The sequence below is a fragment of the Paenibacillus hubeiensis genome (assembly GCF_032334105.1).
In the GTDB taxonomy this organism is placed as follows: domain Bacteria; phylum Bacillota; class Bacilli; order Paenibacillales; family Paenibacillaceae; genus Paenibacillus; species Paenibacillus hubeiensis.
Window position 1 is genome coordinate 259,558 of the sequence record NZ_JAVYAE020000007.1, and the last position, 16,824, is coordinate 276,381.

Genomic DNA, 16,824 nt, shown 5'->3' on the forward strand with positions numbered 1-16,824 from the left:
GGCATTAATGGTTGTATAAGGACGATTTTGCAGATTTTTGTCTTTTGTCTGTGATATCATTAAACGTAGTAAAAAGGAGGGCTTGGTTTGGATTGGTTTACGCTAGGCAATATGATTGGTCGGATCAGGATCGGGCAAAAGGCGTCAACGCCAGGGTTCTCGCGAACCGTGATCCGGCGTCCGGACGGGCTGTTCTGGGTCGGCGGCATCTGGGCAGGACAAGTCGTGCAGGTCCGCGATTTTCTTTTCTCCGACATATGGACCATCTACGAAGATGAAGAAACGGAGCAGTGGCTGGAATTTCGCCAGCGCCATGAAAAGATGGAGCGCGAAATGATTGAAAACCAGTATGAGGATTTAAATGGATAACCGAATTGGAGAGATCATCTCCAAAATGGAAAAAATATATATTTATACTAAAATGTGATTTTTTCTACCGACTTTAGAAGGTGACATCTTCACATATGGCGAATGATAACATGAAGCAAAGAAGGGGAGATAGAAAATTAGAACTTTGAGGTGCTGTGAATGAAAAATGTGCCCAAAGCAATCATCGTCCTATGGATCGGATTGTTATTTTTCATGGTCTGGCCACTTGGTACGAGCGCGGCGGCTGTTCAAGAGAATAACCGTTCTATCCCCGTTACGATGTGGGAGATTAAATGGGGAAATGTGAATGACCAAGGGTTTATTAGCGAAATCAGCGGTCTGGATGACGTGTGGGAGAGAAGAGGTTCAGGCCGAATGGATTACGAATCTTCGGGGCAGCCCACCCAATCCTTATGGACTCGTCTTACGATCCCGGAATTGAATGAGGATAGCCCGGCTATACGTTTCGAGAACATTAAGGGCCAGCATATCGTCATGTATTTGCAAGACCGTAAAGTGTATGAAAACTATCATTATAATTATGACAATAATGCCGTTTTACTTCCCCTCAATCAAAGCAATTCGGGTGATCGGCTCTACATATGGTCCGAGAACAGCAATGGTCGTTTGGGCATTCAAGGCACTGTGGAAATTGGGCGATATACCGTTTTGCAGGAGAAGTACATTCACAGCGGGCTGCTCGATGTCATTCTCGGAGCAACGTTCCTGTTTACGGCAATTACGATGGTGAGCTGTACGTTCTTTTTTGGGAAGTTTCATAAAGGCCTGTGGATTTCGCTATGCGTTGTCATGGGATCCATCGGAATCATGATTATTACGTATTCGCCATTTCTATACACGTTCTATCAAAACCAAGGCAACCTCTATTCCGTTTTGTTTGATACGGCCATGCTGTCAGGCATGCCTGCATTATGTTATTTCTTCGAACAGATTATCGGGAGAGGGCCGTACGGCGTATTTACCAAATTGAGAAAGTTCCAACTGGTGTACTCCATCATTGCCATCCTGGCATTGAGCGTTTATTTTGCTTCCGAGGGGCAGGTGAACTTGCTCTACGTGATTCTGGTGCAAAAGGGGAACGGAATCGTGCTCGTCGTTTTGCTCACTTTGCTGATGATCGGCACGGTCTCCAAAGCGATGCAAAAGAACAGGGAAGCCATCATGCTCGCGGCAGGTTTCGGTACGTTTGCTTTGGTGAGCGTTGCGGAACTGTTATGGTTTTACCAACGCGGCGGAGCATATCACCTCACATGGTGGAAATGGTCCATGGCGGCGTTTATCGTATCGCTTATTGCCATTCTGGGCAGCCGGTTTGCCGAAAAACATACGAAGGTGATTGAATACTCCAAGGAACTGGAACTGTTCAACAACGAATTGCAGCGTTCGGAGAAAATGGAAATCATCAGCGAACTGGCGGCTTCCGTGGCACACGAAGTCCGCAATCCGCTACAGGTAACGAGAGGTTTCCTGCAGCTGATGACAGAACAGGAAGACCATATAAATAAAGGATACGTGAGAATCGCCCTGGAAGAGTTGGATCGTGCCTCGGATATCATTACCGATTTCTTGACGTTTGCGAAGCCGGAATTCGATCAGATTGCCTCGCTCAACATCGCTGAAGAATTCGATCATATCGAAGGCATTCTTGTACCCATGGCGAATCTGGAGGGCGGGAAAATTACGACGGATATTCCGCCAAACCTCTGGATTCGGGGCAATTCCTCAAAGTTCAAGCAAGCCTTTATCAACATCATCAAAAATAGCATCGAGGCTCTTCAAGGACAGGGTCAAATTGACATCTGGGCGTATGCGCAGGACGGCATCATCAAGGTCCATGTCAGGGATAACGGGGAAGGAATGGACGAAGAAGCATTGCATCGTCTGGGTGAACCCTATTTTTCGAACAAAATTAAGGGGACAGGCCTTGGCATGATGGTGACGTTCCGTATTGTAGAGGCTATGAACGGACAAATCTCGTTTACAAGCACTAAAGGGGTAGGGACAGAAGCGGTTGTATCGTTTGCCGAGTTCGTCAGTTGACGAGCCCGGCAGAGGGTACAACCTTTTTTTGTCCGCTACCCCTGGATGATCAGAATGGGAATATTAATCTCTCCAAGGTCCGCAATTTACATCATAATTGACTTTGGAGGGATTTGGAGGAATAACGAGCACATAATCGTTTTGTTGTTCTTCCACCGTACGGATTTTCACGTTGTCCGGAATCTCAATGCCGAATGCCTCGCGCAAAGCTTGCTTTGGATTGGCATGCAACTGCTGTCTGAACTGCTCGTCCATCCACGCTTTTTCAATAATATCCTCACGCATTGTTTTTTCTGATACCATCATTGTGAACATTCCCTTCCCATTTTGGATTGTTTGGATCATGATTGTTGACCGGCATGAATCAGATACGAAAAGCCGCCTTGCATTAACGATTTTTTGTGGGCCTCCACCTCTTCAATCGCTTGATCCAAGGCAGAGCATAAAAAAAGGTTGAACGACCGGAGTTGCGGAATCCAATCGTTAGACGATGTAAGAGTGTAATGATGCCAGGCAATGTCTGCATAGGACTTCATAAACCGGGAATTGTACGTGTTGCGAATAACCTGCTCACTTACGGGATATGCCGGGTAATCCAGCTTCATGGCCGAAGATACGTGCGAAAGGAAGCTGTTGTAATTCCCATGCTCGGCATCTTCATTGAAATCCGTAAAATCGTCGGTCATCTGAAGCGTCATCAGCGCAATGTCAAGGTCGGCGCATAAGGAAGGAATCCGTTCCTCTTGTTCCAGCAGCAGAAGAGAACCTGCGGCTCCGAGCAGTAAAGGTGCGGCCTTTTGCGCATTCCGAAGCGGATTGATGCCAAAGGGGTCCGACATCGTTTCTTCCGTGACGCCGGTCGACCATTCCATGACATATTGTCTGTAATAACTCCAGAATAGGGGCGTGTTGCCGAACAATTCACGGTATATGCCCAGCGCATCGACGTAGTACAGATTTCCGAGCGCCAGCTTGAGTGTGATATCTTCGGGACGCTGATCCATAATTTCATCCTGGATCAGAAAATACAACATATGAATCAGACAGGCTGTGCTTAACTTGTGTGCGGTCTCTGCGGGAAGTCTGCCGGGGCCGGCGTGTTGCATCCACAGAGGGATGATGTAACCAATATAGCTGTGCCCGCTATCCCGCATTAAGGGATTGGCCAATTTGAGCTGTTCCCCGGCATAATGGGATATCGGTCCGGGATAGTTTTGCACCAGCTGCCCGGCGGCAGCGAATACCACCTCCACATCGGATCTAAACGGATCAAACCATTCTCTCCGCATCATTGGATTACGTCCTTCCTGCTTGAGTGAATTCAAGGACTATTTGACTAGATCTTGGAGTTAATCCCAGTATAGCGGAAAATATTTGAAAAAAATAGGTTTTTTTGTGATGAATTGTGAAAAATATGGTGACATTTAAGGCGTTATGGCAGTAATTGAGGACTCTCAAGCCTATTTTGGATCGAAACATGCAAAATGTTGGAATAAAAAAAAGGATAATGGGACCAAAATAGAGAGAGAGGCTTTGCATGACACTTTGTTACGAATCCATGTGTACACGAAAGGTAGGATGGACATGAAAATAAATGAAAAAAAATGGCTGGCTGGCTTCATGGCGGCTGCGCTGTTCTTTGCGGCTGGAAATCTGGTTTCGGCCAACGCGCCAGCCGTTCAAGGGGGCAGCGAGCATGTAGCCCCTGCATCCTCGTTTACGGGTGAGAAGGCTCCATGCATGCAGGCCAGCCACGGTCTGTTCATGATTGGCGAAACAGCGGACCTGCTCGGCGTGGGACTCAGGGAGCTGAAGGAGCAAATGGAGCAGGGCAAAACGCTGGCTCAGATCGCGAAGGAACGCAAAGGCTGGAGCGAAAGCCAATTGCTCGAGAAATTGAAGCCGACACTGTCTCAGAGACTGGACAAAGCCGCGAACGAAGGCTGCCTGACGAAAGAACAGGCGGCGGCAGCCAAACAGTCCATGGATCAGAAGCTGCTGAAAGTCATTCGCACGCCACTGAAGGACTTGCGGCGTGAGTTTGCCGGTATTGCAGGCAAAAAGCCACCCATTAACCACAAGGTCATCGCCGAATTTATCGGCATTACGCCCGAAGAGCTGCAGAAGCAGCTGCAGAGTGGCAAATCGTTGGCCGAAGTGGCCAAAGCTCACGGGATAAGTGAGACCCAACTGATCGACAAGCTGAAGGAGCAGTTAACGGATGATCTTCAGCGATTGGTGCACCGCAAGGGATGGGCGCGCCCTGCACCCCATGACCGCGCTCCAGGGCATCCCGCTGGAGCGGAAGCAAAATAAATAATAAGGTGTGAAGGAACACTTACGCCTATATGTAATCAGGCTGCCCAGCGCTTCATGAATGCGACGGGGCAGCCCTTTTTTTTATGCCAATGCGCGTTGCTTCAAAGATAAGGTTTGGCAACCGGGCGATCGGATCGCGGCGTGCCGCGAGTTGCCTCACGATTGGAACGGTTTCGCTTGGAATTGGTGGGATTCCCCTTGTTCAAGCCGGTCAAATAGCGCGCTCCGGGCAAACGCGATAAGCCGCGGCTGATGCCAAGTGCTGCCACCGCCGTCAAGGCAAAGGATAACAGCGTCATCGGCAAATGCCATCCAGCCAACTGCAGCGGCCGGGTGACGTACGCAATGCCGTAAATAACAAGTGCATGAACGAGATAACCGCCGAATGAATAACGGTCGATCCAGGCCAGCAGGCGCTGAAACCGCGTGTTCTGGCCGCGCAACAGGACGAGAAAGCCATACAGCATCAGCATCTGGGCCATAATGATGACAAAGGTCGTCGGTTTCAGGTAGGTCGAGATGTTCAGGTTCATCGTTTCGCCAGAACCTCGAAGCACGTCGTAACCAAGCCACACATACATACCAATGAATACACAGATCGTATAAGGGAGGGCGCGTACGGTCCAGTGACGCCAATCATCGACCGACCAGGCACATACGGCGCCCAGCACAAAATAAAACCAGTACATCATCCAGGAATAAGATCGATATTCCAGCAAAAACGACCAAGGCCGCGACCATGCGGCTGTCCACCCGGCCATATCATAATAGGACCATTTCATCAGCAGGGCATAACATGCCGCGGCTGCCAGAACGAGAAGAGCAACCCACTTCCCCCGGCTTAGTCTTCGGGCAGTGGAGATTCGCTGTTCGATCAGGTCCGTACCCTTGAGAAAGAGAGGGAACAGCAAATAGAATTGAAAAATCATGATGATAAACCAGAGGTGGTATCCCGTTTGAGGAATAACCAGTTCACGCAGCAAACTTGTGACATCCAGCGAATCTGCCTGCCAAAATTGAGGCGTAAAGATGCGAACCGCAATCCAGTAAATTCCCGTCCAGACGATGAACGGAACGAAAATGTCCCCGAAACGTTTGCGAATAAAGCGGCCGTAATCCGGTTTGGCATGACGATGATGATAGAACAGCAGCACACCTGACAAAAAAACAAACGTTGGCGTGCCAAAACGCGTCAAATGATAGATCATGGCCAGCATGACGGAATCCGGCTGTTCAATGTCCGGGCGGTAGATGTACTCGGCAATGTTATGTTGCATGACGATCGCGAGAAAAGCGAATCCCCGCAGCTGCGTCCATTCTTCGATACGTGTTTTGCCCATCCATACTCCCTCCTTGTCGCCGTTTCATCATTAAAGCGTACCTGCTCAACATTAAGCCCGCATTAAATGGGGAAAAGAGGCAAAAAAAGACGGCTTATCGCCGTCCGTCAGGGTTGTGTTTCAATTTGTGGTTTTGGTTTCTATTTCAAGTTCGCTTTCAGAATCAGTCTCTGTTTGCGTCTGCTGCTGCGCATCTTGATCGAACAAATCCTGAATGTAGGCTTGCAGCTTGTTGACATCCACGCCAAGAACCTGAGCGGAGCCCGCCATTTCGTTGGTCAGCAGCTTATACGGAGGGATCTGCTGTTTATCAATCTCGTTGACATTAATGTCAAATCCGAGCGCAGCCAGCTTCAGCATCTGGGTCGGGCTGAGATCCGTCTCGATGTACGGAGCCACCGCTTCCAGAATTTCCGGCACTTTGAATAGCGAAGAGGTGCTTTGCAGCTTTTTGGCCAGCTCGGTCATAAAGATCCGCTGCCGCTCGGTACGGGTAAAGTCCGATGTGGCGTCATGCCTGAAACGCACGTATTGCAAAGCCGTTTTTCCGTCCATATGCTGAAGTCCTTTCTTCAGATCGATATCGTACATATGCTTGTCGGCTTTGCTGGTGTAGTGCATGTCCTTTTCCACGTCGATATCAATGCCGCCGACCGCATCCACGAGCGCGATGAAACCGGTGAAATCGGTGTAGACGTAGTGCTGGATCGGGATGCCCAGCAGATGGCTTACGGTTTGTTTGGTCAATTCGGCTCCGCCATAGGAAAACGCGGCGTTCAGCCGGCTTTTGCCATGCCCCGGAATGTCGACATAGGTGTCGCGCAGCACGGAGAACAGATGGGCGGTTTTGGTGACCGGATCAATGGAAGCGACCATGACCGAGTCCGATCGGCCTGCATCATCTCCGCGGGAATCGCCCCCAAGCAGCAGGATGTTCACGCGCTCTTTGCCTTCCCATTTCGGTATAGCGGTTTCTGGCGCATTCTCTGAGCTGCCTGTCTCCGTAGAAGCCGTTGGGGTGTGCGAGGCCGTCGATATGCTATTGGCAAAATGAGCGATCGAATATCCGTAGTAAATGATGATTCCCGTTACGGCAAGAGCCAGGGTCAGAGCGGTCCCCCATAACCATTTCTTCAGCATGAAATTTCACCTTTCTATCGTTGAACTGATATGTAACCCCAACTATTTTAACAAAAAGTAAGAGGAATGTCCCCTTTGATTTCGAATGTTAGGTATTACGGGCATAAATTTGACATTTCGTTGGTGAATCGATAAAGTGTAAAAAATAATCGAGTTTGTTGTAAATGGAGTGTGAAATAATACCGTGAATCAATCTGTCTTCGACTGGATTAACCAATTTGCCGATCATGTACCGCTATTGGACTGGTTCATGATGACGTCGGCTGAATATGCAGCATGGGTCATGATCGCCCTGCTTGTCATCGTCTGGTTTATGGGCAACCCTGCCAAACAGCGCATCGTTTTCTATGCGTGTGTGGCATCCATTCTATCTTTATGTCTTGCAAAGTGGGGGATTTCGCCGATCGTGGACCATCCAAGGCCATTCGTCGAAGGCCATGTGAATCAGCTTATTCCGCATGTGCCCGATCCGTCGTTTCCCAGCAAACATGCATCCTTTGTATTTGCGCTTGCGGCAGCTTCCTTTTTTATCGGGCGGCGATTTGGATGGTGGATGCTGCTGCTCGCTGTGCTAACGGGCGTGTCCCGCGTATATGCAGGCGTTCATTATCCTGGCGACATTTTGGGCGGTTTCCTATTGGGGAGCCTGGTCAGCGTGGCATTGATCGTGACGCGCAATTATACGAAGTCGGTCCCTGATTTTTTCATCAAATGGCATCGCAAAGTTTTTCGCTAGTTTTGAAGAGGCGGAGCGGCGATCATCGAATAGGGTAAAAGCAAAAGCTTGATGGATGCTGGCCAGGCCAGTAACCTCAAGTTTTTTTGAGTTTTGCGGAAGTTATATGAAATTTGAAAAAATATCGAATGGCTTCTCTATAATCGTTGCCGATTTTTGTCGATATACTATAGGTATGTATCAGTTAAGGAGTGGGAGCCATGAAGGATGCCGGGGGAACGGCACAGAACAGATTTAAATTAACGATTCGCATGAAATTGTTAGCTGGATTTTTAATCGTGGTAGGTTTACTGGCATTTGTAAGCGTGTATGCCCTGACCCAGATTCACAACATGTCAAAGAAAGCGGATGAGATTGACAAGACGTGGATGCCTGTCGTTACTCTTCTTGGGGGAATGAACGGGGATGTGTCGGATATCGAAAGGCTGGCACTGGGGATCATTGTGGAACAAAATCCAAGCGAAACGGAAAAAATGAAGGAAGCACTCGATCAGCTGCTGGACAAAATCAAGGGCGAAAATGAGCAGTTGAAAACGTATCTTTCGGGAAATGCAGATGCGCTGAAGATGTACGAGCAGTACATTACGAATTACAACGCTTATATTGAAAAAATGCCTGGATTCATTGAATTGGGATTGGCCAATAATTACGATGAGGCAAGCCGATTGCATACGGAAGCGTATCCGTTATGGTATGCAGCGAACGATATGATAATGAAACTCATCGATGCGGGAAATATGGCGTCCGAAGCAGCAACCAGTTCTTCGGTTGAATCGGCGGAATTTGCGTTTAACGTGATCTTGGTCGTGACGATCGTTTCGTTTGCGCTGGCGATGTTCATCGCTATCTTTATTTCGATTATCATTTCAAAACCGATCAAACAAATGAATGAAGCGGCCACGCGTATTGCGAGCGGTGATCTTACAGGCGAAACGATCGTCCTCAAAAACAGGGACGAGCTCGGCACGCTCGCCGGCTCATTCAATACGATGACGGCGAACTTGCGCGTCATGATCGAATCGGTGGCGACGACCTCGGAACAGGTAGCAGCCTCTTCGGAGGAACTGCTCGCCAGCGCGGAGCAAAATACGAAAGCATCCGAGCAGATTTCCGAAACCGTGGAAGAGTTGGCCGTAGGTACGTCCGAGCAGGTGAACCTCGTCAAACGTTCGTCCCAAGCCATGAGCGAGATGGCGATCGGTTCGGAACAAATCGCGCAGTTGGCGACGAGCGTATCCACATCGGCCGTGGATGCGGCCAACATGTCTGCCGAGGGCAACATGATCATCAAGGAGGCCGTAACGCAGATGGCTTCCGTGCGCACTTCGATTGCTTCGTTATCCAAACTGGTGACAGGCCTTGGAGAACGTTCGGCCGAGATCGGCACGATTACCGAAGTCATCAACAACATTGCACGCCAGACGAATCTGCTTGCTCTGAATGCGGCCATTGAGGCAGCCCGGGCGGGAGACCATGGACGCGGTTTCGCGGTCGTTGCCGGCGAAGTGCGCAAGCTGGCCGAAGAGTCTTCGCTGTCGGCGCAGCGCATCACGGAGCTGGTACACCTGATTCAGTCCGATACCGAGCAAGCCGTAGAAGCGGTGAAAGTAAACAGCAACGAAACGGAAAGCGGCATCGAAGTCGTGACGGCGGCCGGGGATGCATTTGAACAGATTTCGAATGCCGTCAGCAAAGTTGCCGGCGAAATTCAGGAAGTGTCGGCAGGTGCAGAGCAGATGGCAGCGAGCACCGACGAAGTCGTCAAATATGTGGAACAGGTGTCGGCCATCGCGGAGGAAGCTTCCGGCGGAGTGCACAATGTATCTGCAGCCACGGAAGAGCAGTTGGCCTCGATGGAAGAAATCGCATCTTCGGCAGCTTCCCTGTCGAAGATGGCCGAAGAACTGCAAGAACAGATCAACAAATTCAAAGTATAGTTCCGGTGCCTTATCCCGAGCCCTTGTTTAGCGGCGCGGGATAAGGTTTTTTTGCATGCCTGATCCAGGTCACAACAATGTTATTCCGGAAGTCACCAAAGCTTATATTGCATCCGGTGCAAAAGACTATAATGGAAATTAATGGTGGAAAAACTTGGAGTCACGCCATGGAAAGGAGCGGTTTAAACAAACCTCGACATGGGGCAATCGAACAATACGAAAGACGGAGGAGTTGAATGGTTGGAGATGAAGTCAAGCTGGCGTAAACGTCTCGTTATGTTGGCGTTATCGGCAGGACTGTTGACAGGAGGTACATTCATGCATGGGTTGACGGACAGAGCGGATGCGGCCGCAAATGGCCACAACTATGCAGAAGCGCTGCAGAAGGCGATTTATTTCTATGAAACCCAGCGTTCCGGAACTTTGCCGGAGTCGAACAGGGTAGAATGGCGCGGCGATTCGGGCTTGAGGGACGGGGCCGACGTCGGCGTGGATCTGACCGGAGGTTGGTACGATGCCGGAGACCACGTGAAATTCGGTTTGCCGATGGCATACTCTGCCACGATGCTTGCCTGGTCTGTGGTAGAATACCGCGAAGGATACGAACAGGCCGGTCAACTCGAGGAAATCAAGGATAACATCCGCTGGGCGACGGATTATTTTATGAAAGCGCACACAAAACCGAACGAATTATGGGGACAAGTCGGAGCGGGTCAAACGGACCATGCCTGGTGGGGACCGGCCGAAGTCATGCCGATGGATCGCCCGGCATTTAAAATCGATGCCTCTTGTCCGGGCAGCGACCTTGCGGGAGAAACGGCGGCGGCACTTGCGGCATCTTCGATCGTTTTTGCGGCGGATGATCCGTCGTATGCCTCCAGATTGCTGCAGCACGCAAAGGAGCTCTATCATTTTGCCGACACGTATCGGGGCAAATATTCCGACTGCATTACGGATGCGCGAACGTTCTACAATTCCTGGTCAGGCTACGAAGATGAACTGGCATGGGGAGCGACATGGCTTTATCTGGCAACAAATGATAACGCTTACTTGTCCAAGGCGATAGCCGCAACCGATGCATGGCCCTCGACCGGAGGGGCATACAACTGGCCATTTACATGGACGCATGGTTGGGACAACAAAAACTATGGTGCCCAAATTTTGCTGGCGCGCATCACGTCTGGGCTGAACATGCCCGAAGCGGCAAGGTTCATCCAATCCGCGGAGCGTAACCTGGATTATTGGACGGTCGGAACGAATGGGCAAAGGGTGAGATACACGCCTGGCGGCCTGGCCTGGCTGGACCAGTGGGGATCGCTTCGATATGCGGCGAATGCGGCTTTCATTTCGTTCGTATATTCCGACTGGGTGAATGATCCGGCGAAGAAAGCGAGGTATCGGGATTTTGCCGTCTCGCAGATCAATTACATCCTCGGCGACAATCCGCGTCAAGGCAGTTACGTCGTCGGATACGGGCAGAATCCGCCGCAGCATCCGCATCATCGCACAGCCCATGGTTCATGGGCGAACAGCGAAAACATTCCGGCATCCCATCGCCATACCTTATACGGCGCGATGGTGGGCGGGCCTGATGCATCCGACGGTTACACGGACTCCATTTCGGATTATGTAAGCAACGAGGTGGCGATCGATTATAATGCAGCGTTTACGGGAGCGCTTGCCAAAATGAACCTGTTGTTCGGGCAAGGCGATGAACCGTTGGCGAATTTTCCGGAACCCGAAGAAAAGACGGATGAATATTTCGTCGAGGCATCCATTAAGGCCGAGGGCCCCGATTATACGGAGATTCGGGCATTATTGAACAATCGCTCCGCATGGCCTGCCAAAATGGGAGACCGGCTGTCCTTCCGTTATTATCTCGATCTGAGTGAGGTATACGACGCAGGGTATACGGTCGCCGACGTTCGCGTGACGACGGCCTACAGCGAGGGAGCAGCCGTATCACAGCCCATCGTCGTTGATGAGGCTCGCCGAATCTATGCCGTAACGGCGGATTATAGCGGGACCAAGCTTTACCCCGGCGGCGAGGGGCATTATCGGAAAGAAGTGCAGTTTCGCATCAGCGGACCGCAAGGTGCATGGAGCGCGGCCAACGATCCGTCCCATTCGGGATTGGCAGCCGGGACTCCGCAAAAGAGCGCGCATTTGCCGGTATACGATGCCGGACGGCTCGTTTACGGCCAGGAACCGGGCGTCTTGCCCGTAACGGTCCCGTCTGCGCCAGCTTCGTTGCAGGCTGCTGCAGGCCAGGGCCAGATCACCTTGAGCTGGACGGCTTCCGCAGGAGCGAGCTTTTACACCGTCAAACGTGCCGAGGCAGATGGGGGCCCGTACACGGCAGTGGCTGCCAATGTGAACGGAACGACCTATACGGACACCGGGCTGACGAACGGCAAGACGTATTACTACGTCGTAACCGCCGTAAATGCGGCAGGCGAATCCGCTGCGTCGGCGCAGGCATCGGCTGTGCCGCAGGCAGGCAGCGCCTTGCCCGGCGCGTTCACGCTCGTAGGGACGGCAGGCGATGCGCAGGCGGTACTGGCCTGGGCCGCTTCGGACGGCGCGGACAGCTATGCGGTGCAGCGGCGAACGGGGAGCGGGGCATTTGAAGAGGTGGCGGCAGGGCTGACGGCATTGACCTATACGGATGCCGCCGCCGTGAACGGGACGACGTACACGTACCGGATCGCAGCGAGCAACGGCAGCGGCCAGACGCTGTCGAACGAAGTGACGCTGACACCGACAGCGTCTCCGGCTGGGACGGGAACGCTGGAGGTGCAGTACCGCAATGGCGGAACGGGAGCGAGCGGCAATGCCATTACGCCGCAGTTCAATTTGAAGAACACCGGCACCGAGGCGATCGACCTCAGCCAAGTGAAGGTTCGATACTATTTTACGAAGGACGGCAACGTGGACATGAGCTTCTGGTGCGACTATGCCCAGATCGGCAGCAGCAACGTGGAGGCTGCCTTCATCGCGCTGAACCCGGCGAAGGGCAATGCGGATACCGTGCTGGAGATCGGCTTCAAGCCGGGAGCGGGCAGTCTGGCACCGGGCGCGGAGACCGGCGTGATCCAGGGACGGTTCTCCAAAACGAATTGGGCGAGCTTCGATCAGACCAACGATTACTCGTACGACGGGGCAATGACGGACTTCGCCGCCTGGAACAAAGTAACGGCGCATATCGACGGCATAAAGGCCTGGGGCATTGAACCATGAAACAACAGATTGCAGTCAGCAGGGAAAACAACATCGATTCCATTCTATTTCCAAGATTACAGGGAGGTATGTATCATGTTGAAATCAGCTGCGAAAAAAAGCCTGGCGGCCATGCTGGCCGGAACGGTCATGCTCACCGGGTATACGGGACTTTGGGCAGGCCCGCAAACGGTTTTTGCCGAAGAGCAGTCTTTGCAAGCGGAAGGAATCAATGAAGCGCGCTTCATGGAGCTGTACGGACAGTTGAAAGATCCCGCCAACGGATATTTCTCTCCGGAGGGAATTCCTTATCACTCTGTGGAAACCCTGATCAGCGAAGCGCCGGATTATGGGCACATGACGACTTCCGAAGCGTACAGCTATTGGTTGTGGCTCGAAACGATGTATGGGCATTTCACGGGTGACTGGTCCAAGCTCGAGGCCGCGTGGGACAACATGGAAAAATACATCATTCCCGTCAATGAGGGCGATGGCAAAGAAGAGCAGCCTACGATGAGCCACTATAATCCGAACAGCCCGGCGACATATGCTGCGGAGAAACCTTTTCCGGACCAATATCCGTCAGAATTAAACGGGCAATACCAGGCCGGAAGGGACCCGCTGGACGCAGAGCTGAAATCCTCCTATGGCAACAACCAGACCTACCTGATGCACTGGCTGCTTGACGTCGATAACTGGTACGGCTTCGGCAACCTGCTGAACCCTTCTCATACGGCAGCGTACGTCAATACGTTCCAACGCGGGGAACAGGAGTCCGTCTGGGAAGCCGTTCCGCACCCGTCTCAAGACGACAAATCGTTCGGCAAAGCGGGTGAGGGTTTCATGAGCCTGTTCACAAAGGAGAACCAGGCACCGGCAGCGCAATGGCGTTATACCAATGCCACCGATGCGGATGCCCGCGCGGTTCAAGTACTGTATTGGGCGAAGGAAATGGGTTACGACAACCAGGCTTATCTCGATAAAGCCAAAAAGATGGGCGATTACCTGCGTTACGGACTGCATGATAAATATTTCCAAAAAGTTGGAAGCGCCAAAAACGGCAGTCCGGCCGCAGGTACGGGCAAAGACTCCAACATGTACCTTATGGGCTGGTACACCGCTTGGGGCGGCGGTTTGGGGCAGGGCGGCAATTGGGCTTGGCGCATCGGTTCCAGCCATACGCACCAGGGGTACCAAAATCCGGTCGCATCTTATGCATTATCCGATCCTGCTGGCGGGTTAATCCCAAAATCGAACACGGCCAAAGCGGATTGGAACGCTACGCTGAAGCGCCAGCTTGAATTCTACACTTGGCTGCAATCCCATGAGGGGGCGATCGGCGGCGGCGCTACCAACAGCTACGGAGGTGCCTATAAAGCTTATCCGTCCGGAACGAGCACGTTCTACGATATGGCATACCAGGAAGCGCCGGTATACCGCGATCCGGATTCCAATACGTGGTTTGGCATGCAGGCTTGGTCGATGGAGCGCGTAGCGGAGCTGTACTACATTCTTGCGCAGAACGGCGACCTGAGCTCGGAAAATTTCCAGATGGCGAAAAAGGTCATTTCCAAGTGGATTGACTGGTCGAAGGATTATGTTTTCGTCAATGAACGTCCGGTGACGGATTCCCAGGGATACTATTTGGATGCTTCAGGACAGCGCATTCTTGGCGGCACGAACGTGCAGGTAGCAACCACGCCAGCGACGGGAGAGTTCTGGATTCCAGGCAGCCAGGAATGGAACGGGCAGCCGGATTCATGGACCGGTTTCTCTTCTTACACGAACAATCCAAATTTCCGCGTAACGACCAAAGACCCGTCGCAGGATGTTGGGGTACTGGGCAGTTACATCAAAACGTTGACCTTCTTCGCGGCGGCGACCAAGGCCGAGCATGGCGCATTTAACGCCCAAGGCCAAGAAGCGAAGGATTTGGCGGAGCAATTGCTGGACACGGCGTGGGACTACAACGACGGGGTAGGGATCGTTTCCGAAGAGGTGCGCAAAGATTACTTCCGCTTCTTCGCCAAAGAGATCTACCTTCCGGCCAACTGGACGGGATCATATGGACAGGGCAACGCGCTTCCGGGCACGGGCAGCATTCCTTCCGATCCTGCAAAGGGAGGAAATGGCGTCTATATCGGTTATTCCGATTTGCGTCCAAAAATCAAGCAGGACCCGGCTTGGGCATACCTGGATAACCTGTACAAGGCGTCCTACAATCCGGAAACGAAACAATGGGAAAACGGTGCGCCAACCTTTACGTATCACCGTTTCTGGTCCCAAGTGGACATGGCGACAGCTTATGGCGAATTCGAACGTCTTCTTGGCGACGGCAGCGGCCCGGAAACCGAAGTCCCTGCTGCGCCAAACGGTTTGACGGCCGCCGGCGGCAGTGAACAGGTTGTTCTGAACTGGAACTCCGTTTCGGGAGCGAATTCTTACACCGTCAAACGTGCCGAGGCAGATGGGGGCCCGTACACGGCAGTGGCTGCCAATGTGAACGGAACGACCTATACGGACACCGGGCTGACGAACGGCAAGACGTATTACTACGTCGTAACCGCCGTAAATGCGGCAGGCGAATCCGCTGCGTCGGCGCAGGCATCGGCTGTGCCGCAGGCAGGCAGCGCCTTGCCCGGCGCGTTCACGCTCGTAGGGACGGCAGGCGATGCGCAGGCGGTACTGGCCTGGGCCGCTTCGGACGGCGCGGACAGCTATGCGGTGCAGCGGCGAACGGGGAGCGGGGCATTTGAAGAGGTGGCGGCAGGGCTGACGGCATTGACCTATACGGATGCCGCCGCCGTGAACGGGACGACGTACACGTACCGGATCGCAGCGAGCAACGGCAGCGGCCAGACGCTGTCGAACGAAGTGACGCTGACACCGACAGCGTCTCCGGCTGGGACGGGAACGCTGGAGGTGCAGTACCGCAATGGCGGAACGGGAGCGAGCGGCAATGCCATTACGCCGCAGTTCAATTTGAAGAACACCGGCACCGAGGCGATCGACCTCAGCCAAGTGAAGGTTCGATACTATTTTACGAAGGACGGCAACGTGGACATGAGCTTCTGGTGCGACTATGCCCAGATCGGCAGCAGCAACGTGGAGGCTGCCTTCATCGCGCTGAACCCGGCGAAGGGCAATGCGGATACCGTGCTGGAGATCGGCTTCAAGCCGGGAGCGGGCAGTCTGGCACCGGGCGCGGAGACCGGCGTGATCCAGGGACGGTTCTCCAAAACGAATTGGGCGAGCTTCGATCAGACCAACGATTACTCGTACGACGGGGCAATGACGGACTTCGCCGCCTGGAACAAAGTAACGGCGCATATCGACGGCGTAAAGGCCTGGGGCGTTGAACCGTAATGGACTGCCTCATGGGAAAATAATGAAATAAAGGAAATGGGCCGGAGAGAAACTCCGGCCTTTTTTGCGACTATATAAACCGCAAAAAAACAAACACACGTTAACGGAGAGGCAGAACCAATCTGGAGAAGCAAAGCGTGCGCTAAAAGCTTTCTGAAAGAAAGCTGCATCGGAAGATGGTACTGCACTCGAAGTGCCCTAGTGTGAACGATTAAGTGCGGTTTATATAAGTATATTGTCAAATTCAATCGGCGTACGATGCTGCGGAATGAAGGAGGAATGGGGAAAAGCACGCCAAAATGCTGCGATTTACGTGTAGTAATGTTTACCACTTATG

At 52.3% G+C, this 16,824-nt stretch carries 11 protein-coding genes; 7 read left to right on the plus strand and 4 right to left on the minus strand.

Going from position 1 to position 16,824, the window contains the following annotated elements:
* The first annotated feature begins 87 nt into the window (after positions 1-87).
* Together RSX24_RS19440 and RSX24_RS19445 are read left to right on the plus strand one after the other, a co-directional pair.
* Positions 88-369, plus strand: a complete 282-nt coding sequence (locus RSX24_RS19440) for a hypothetical protein (RefSeq protein WP_236420125.1) — start codon at positions 88-90, stop codon at positions 367-369.
* Positions 370-528: 159 nt separating this feature from the next.
* Positions 529-2,430: an ATP-binding protein gene (locus tag RSX24_RS19445; protein WP_343261561.1), complete on the plus strand. Its 1,902-nt coding sequence runs from the start codon at positions 529-531 to the stop codon at positions 2,428-2,430.
* A gap of 63 nt (positions 2,431-2,493) precedes the next feature.
* Here the strand turns inward: RSX24_RS19445 and RSX24_RS19450 are convergent, their stop codons facing one another.
* Complete coding sequence (locus RSX24_RS19450) at positions 2,494-2,736, minus strand: NHLP leader peptide family RiPP precursor (RefSeq protein WP_236420123.1); 243 nt, start codon at positions 2,734-2,736, stop codon at positions 2,494-2,496.
* A 35-nt stretch (positions 2,737-2,771) separates the two neighbouring features.
* On the minus strand, positions 2,772-3,722 hold the full coding sequence (locus RSX24_RS19455; protein ID WP_343261562.1) for a hypothetical protein: 951 nt from the start codon (positions 3,720-3,722) through the stop codon (positions 2,772-2,774).
* Between the two features lie 292 nt (positions 3,723-4,014).
* Between RSX24_RS19455 and RSX24_RS19460 the strand changes: the two genes are divergently transcribed.
* Positions 4,015-4,746 (plus strand): hypothetical protein, encoded by a 732-nt coding sequence (locus RSX24_RS19460; RefSeq protein ID WP_236420121.1) that lies wholly within the window; start codon positions 4,015-4,017, stop codon positions 4,744-4,746.
* A 104-nt stretch (positions 4,747-4,850) separates the two neighbouring features.
* On the opposite strand, the gene RSX24_RS19465 is transcribed toward RSX24_RS19460, so the two are convergent.
* Entirely contained in the window at positions 4,851-6,089 is a 1,239-nt protein-coding gene (locus tag RSX24_RS19465; RefSeq protein ID WP_343261563.1) for an acyltransferase, read from the minus strand.
* Between the two features lie 120 nt (positions 6,090-6,209).
* On the minus strand, positions 6,210-7,229 hold the full coding sequence (locus RSX24_RS19470; protein WP_236420119.1) for an LCP family protein: 1,020 nt from the start codon (positions 7,227-7,229) through the stop codon (positions 6,210-6,212).
* A gap of 184 nt (positions 7,230-7,413) precedes the next feature.
* Between RSX24_RS19470 and RSX24_RS19475 the strand changes: the two genes are divergently transcribed.
* The 4 genes from RSX24_RS19475 (at position 7,414) to RSX24_RS19490 (ending at position 16,487) form a co-directional block, all read left to right on the plus strand.
* Positions 7,414-7,965 (plus strand): undecaprenyl-diphosphatase, encoded by a 552-nt coding sequence (locus RSX24_RS19475; RefSeq protein ID WP_343261564.1) that lies wholly within the window; start codon positions 7,414-7,416, stop codon positions 7,963-7,965.
* Between the two features lie 200 nt (positions 7,966-8,165).
* Complete coding sequence (locus tag RSX24_RS19480; RefSeq protein WP_343261565.1) at positions 8,166-9,902, plus strand: methyl-accepting chemotaxis protein; 1,737 nt, start codon at positions 8,166-8,168, stop codon at positions 9,900-9,902.
* A gap of 318 nt (positions 9,903-10,220) precedes the next feature.
* Positions 10,221-13,142, plus strand: a complete 2,922-nt coding sequence (locus tag RSX24_RS19485) for a glycoside hydrolase family 9 protein (protein ID WP_343261566.1) — start codon at positions 10,221-10,223, stop codon at positions 13,140-13,142.
* A gap of 75 nt (positions 13,143-13,217) precedes the next feature.
* On the plus strand, positions 13,218-16,487 hold the full coding sequence (locus RSX24_RS19490; protein WP_343261567.1) for a glycoside hydrolase family 48 protein: 3,270 nt from the start codon (positions 13,218-13,220) through the stop codon (positions 16,485-16,487).
* The last annotated feature ends 337 nt before the right edge of the window (positions 16,488-16,824 follow it).

Bases quoted from the DNA above. Each gene is read 5' to 3' on its own strand.
- RSX24_RS19445 (WP_343261561.1), top strand. From the start codon at position 529: ATGAAAAATGTGCCCAAAGCAATCATCGTCCTATGGATCGGATTGTTA.
- RSX24_RS19450 (WP_236420123.1), bottom strand. From the start codon at position 2,736: ATGATGGTATCAGAAAAAACAATGCGTGAGGATATTATTGAAAAAGCG.
- RSX24_RS19455 (WP_343261562.1), bottom strand. From the start codon at position 3,722: ATGATGCGGAGAGAATGGTTTGATCCGTTTAGATCCGATGTGGAGGTG.
- RSX24_RS19460 (WP_236420121.1), top strand. From the start codon at position 4,015: ATGAAAATAAATGAAAAAAAATGGCTGGCTGGCTTCATGGCGGCTGCG.
- RSX24_RS19465 (WP_343261563.1), bottom strand. From the start codon at position 6,089: ATGGGCAAAACACGTATCGAAGAATGGACGCAGCTGCGGGGATTCGCT.
- RSX24_RS19470 (WP_236420119.1), bottom strand. From the start codon at position 7,229: ATGCTGAAGAAATGGTTATGGGGGACCGCTCTGACCCTGGCTCTTGCC.
- RSX24_RS19480 (WP_343261565.1), top strand. From the start codon at position 8,166: ATGAAGGATGCCGGGGGAACGGCACAGAACAGATTTAAATTAACGATT.
- RSX24_RS19485 (WP_343261566.1), top strand. From the start codon at position 10,221: ATGCATGGGTTGACGGACAGAGCGGATGCGGCCGCAAATGGCCACAAC.
- RSX24_RS19490 (WP_343261567.1), top strand. From the start codon at position 13,218: ATGTTGAAATCAGCTGCGAAAAAAAGCCTGGCGGCCATGCTGGCCGGA.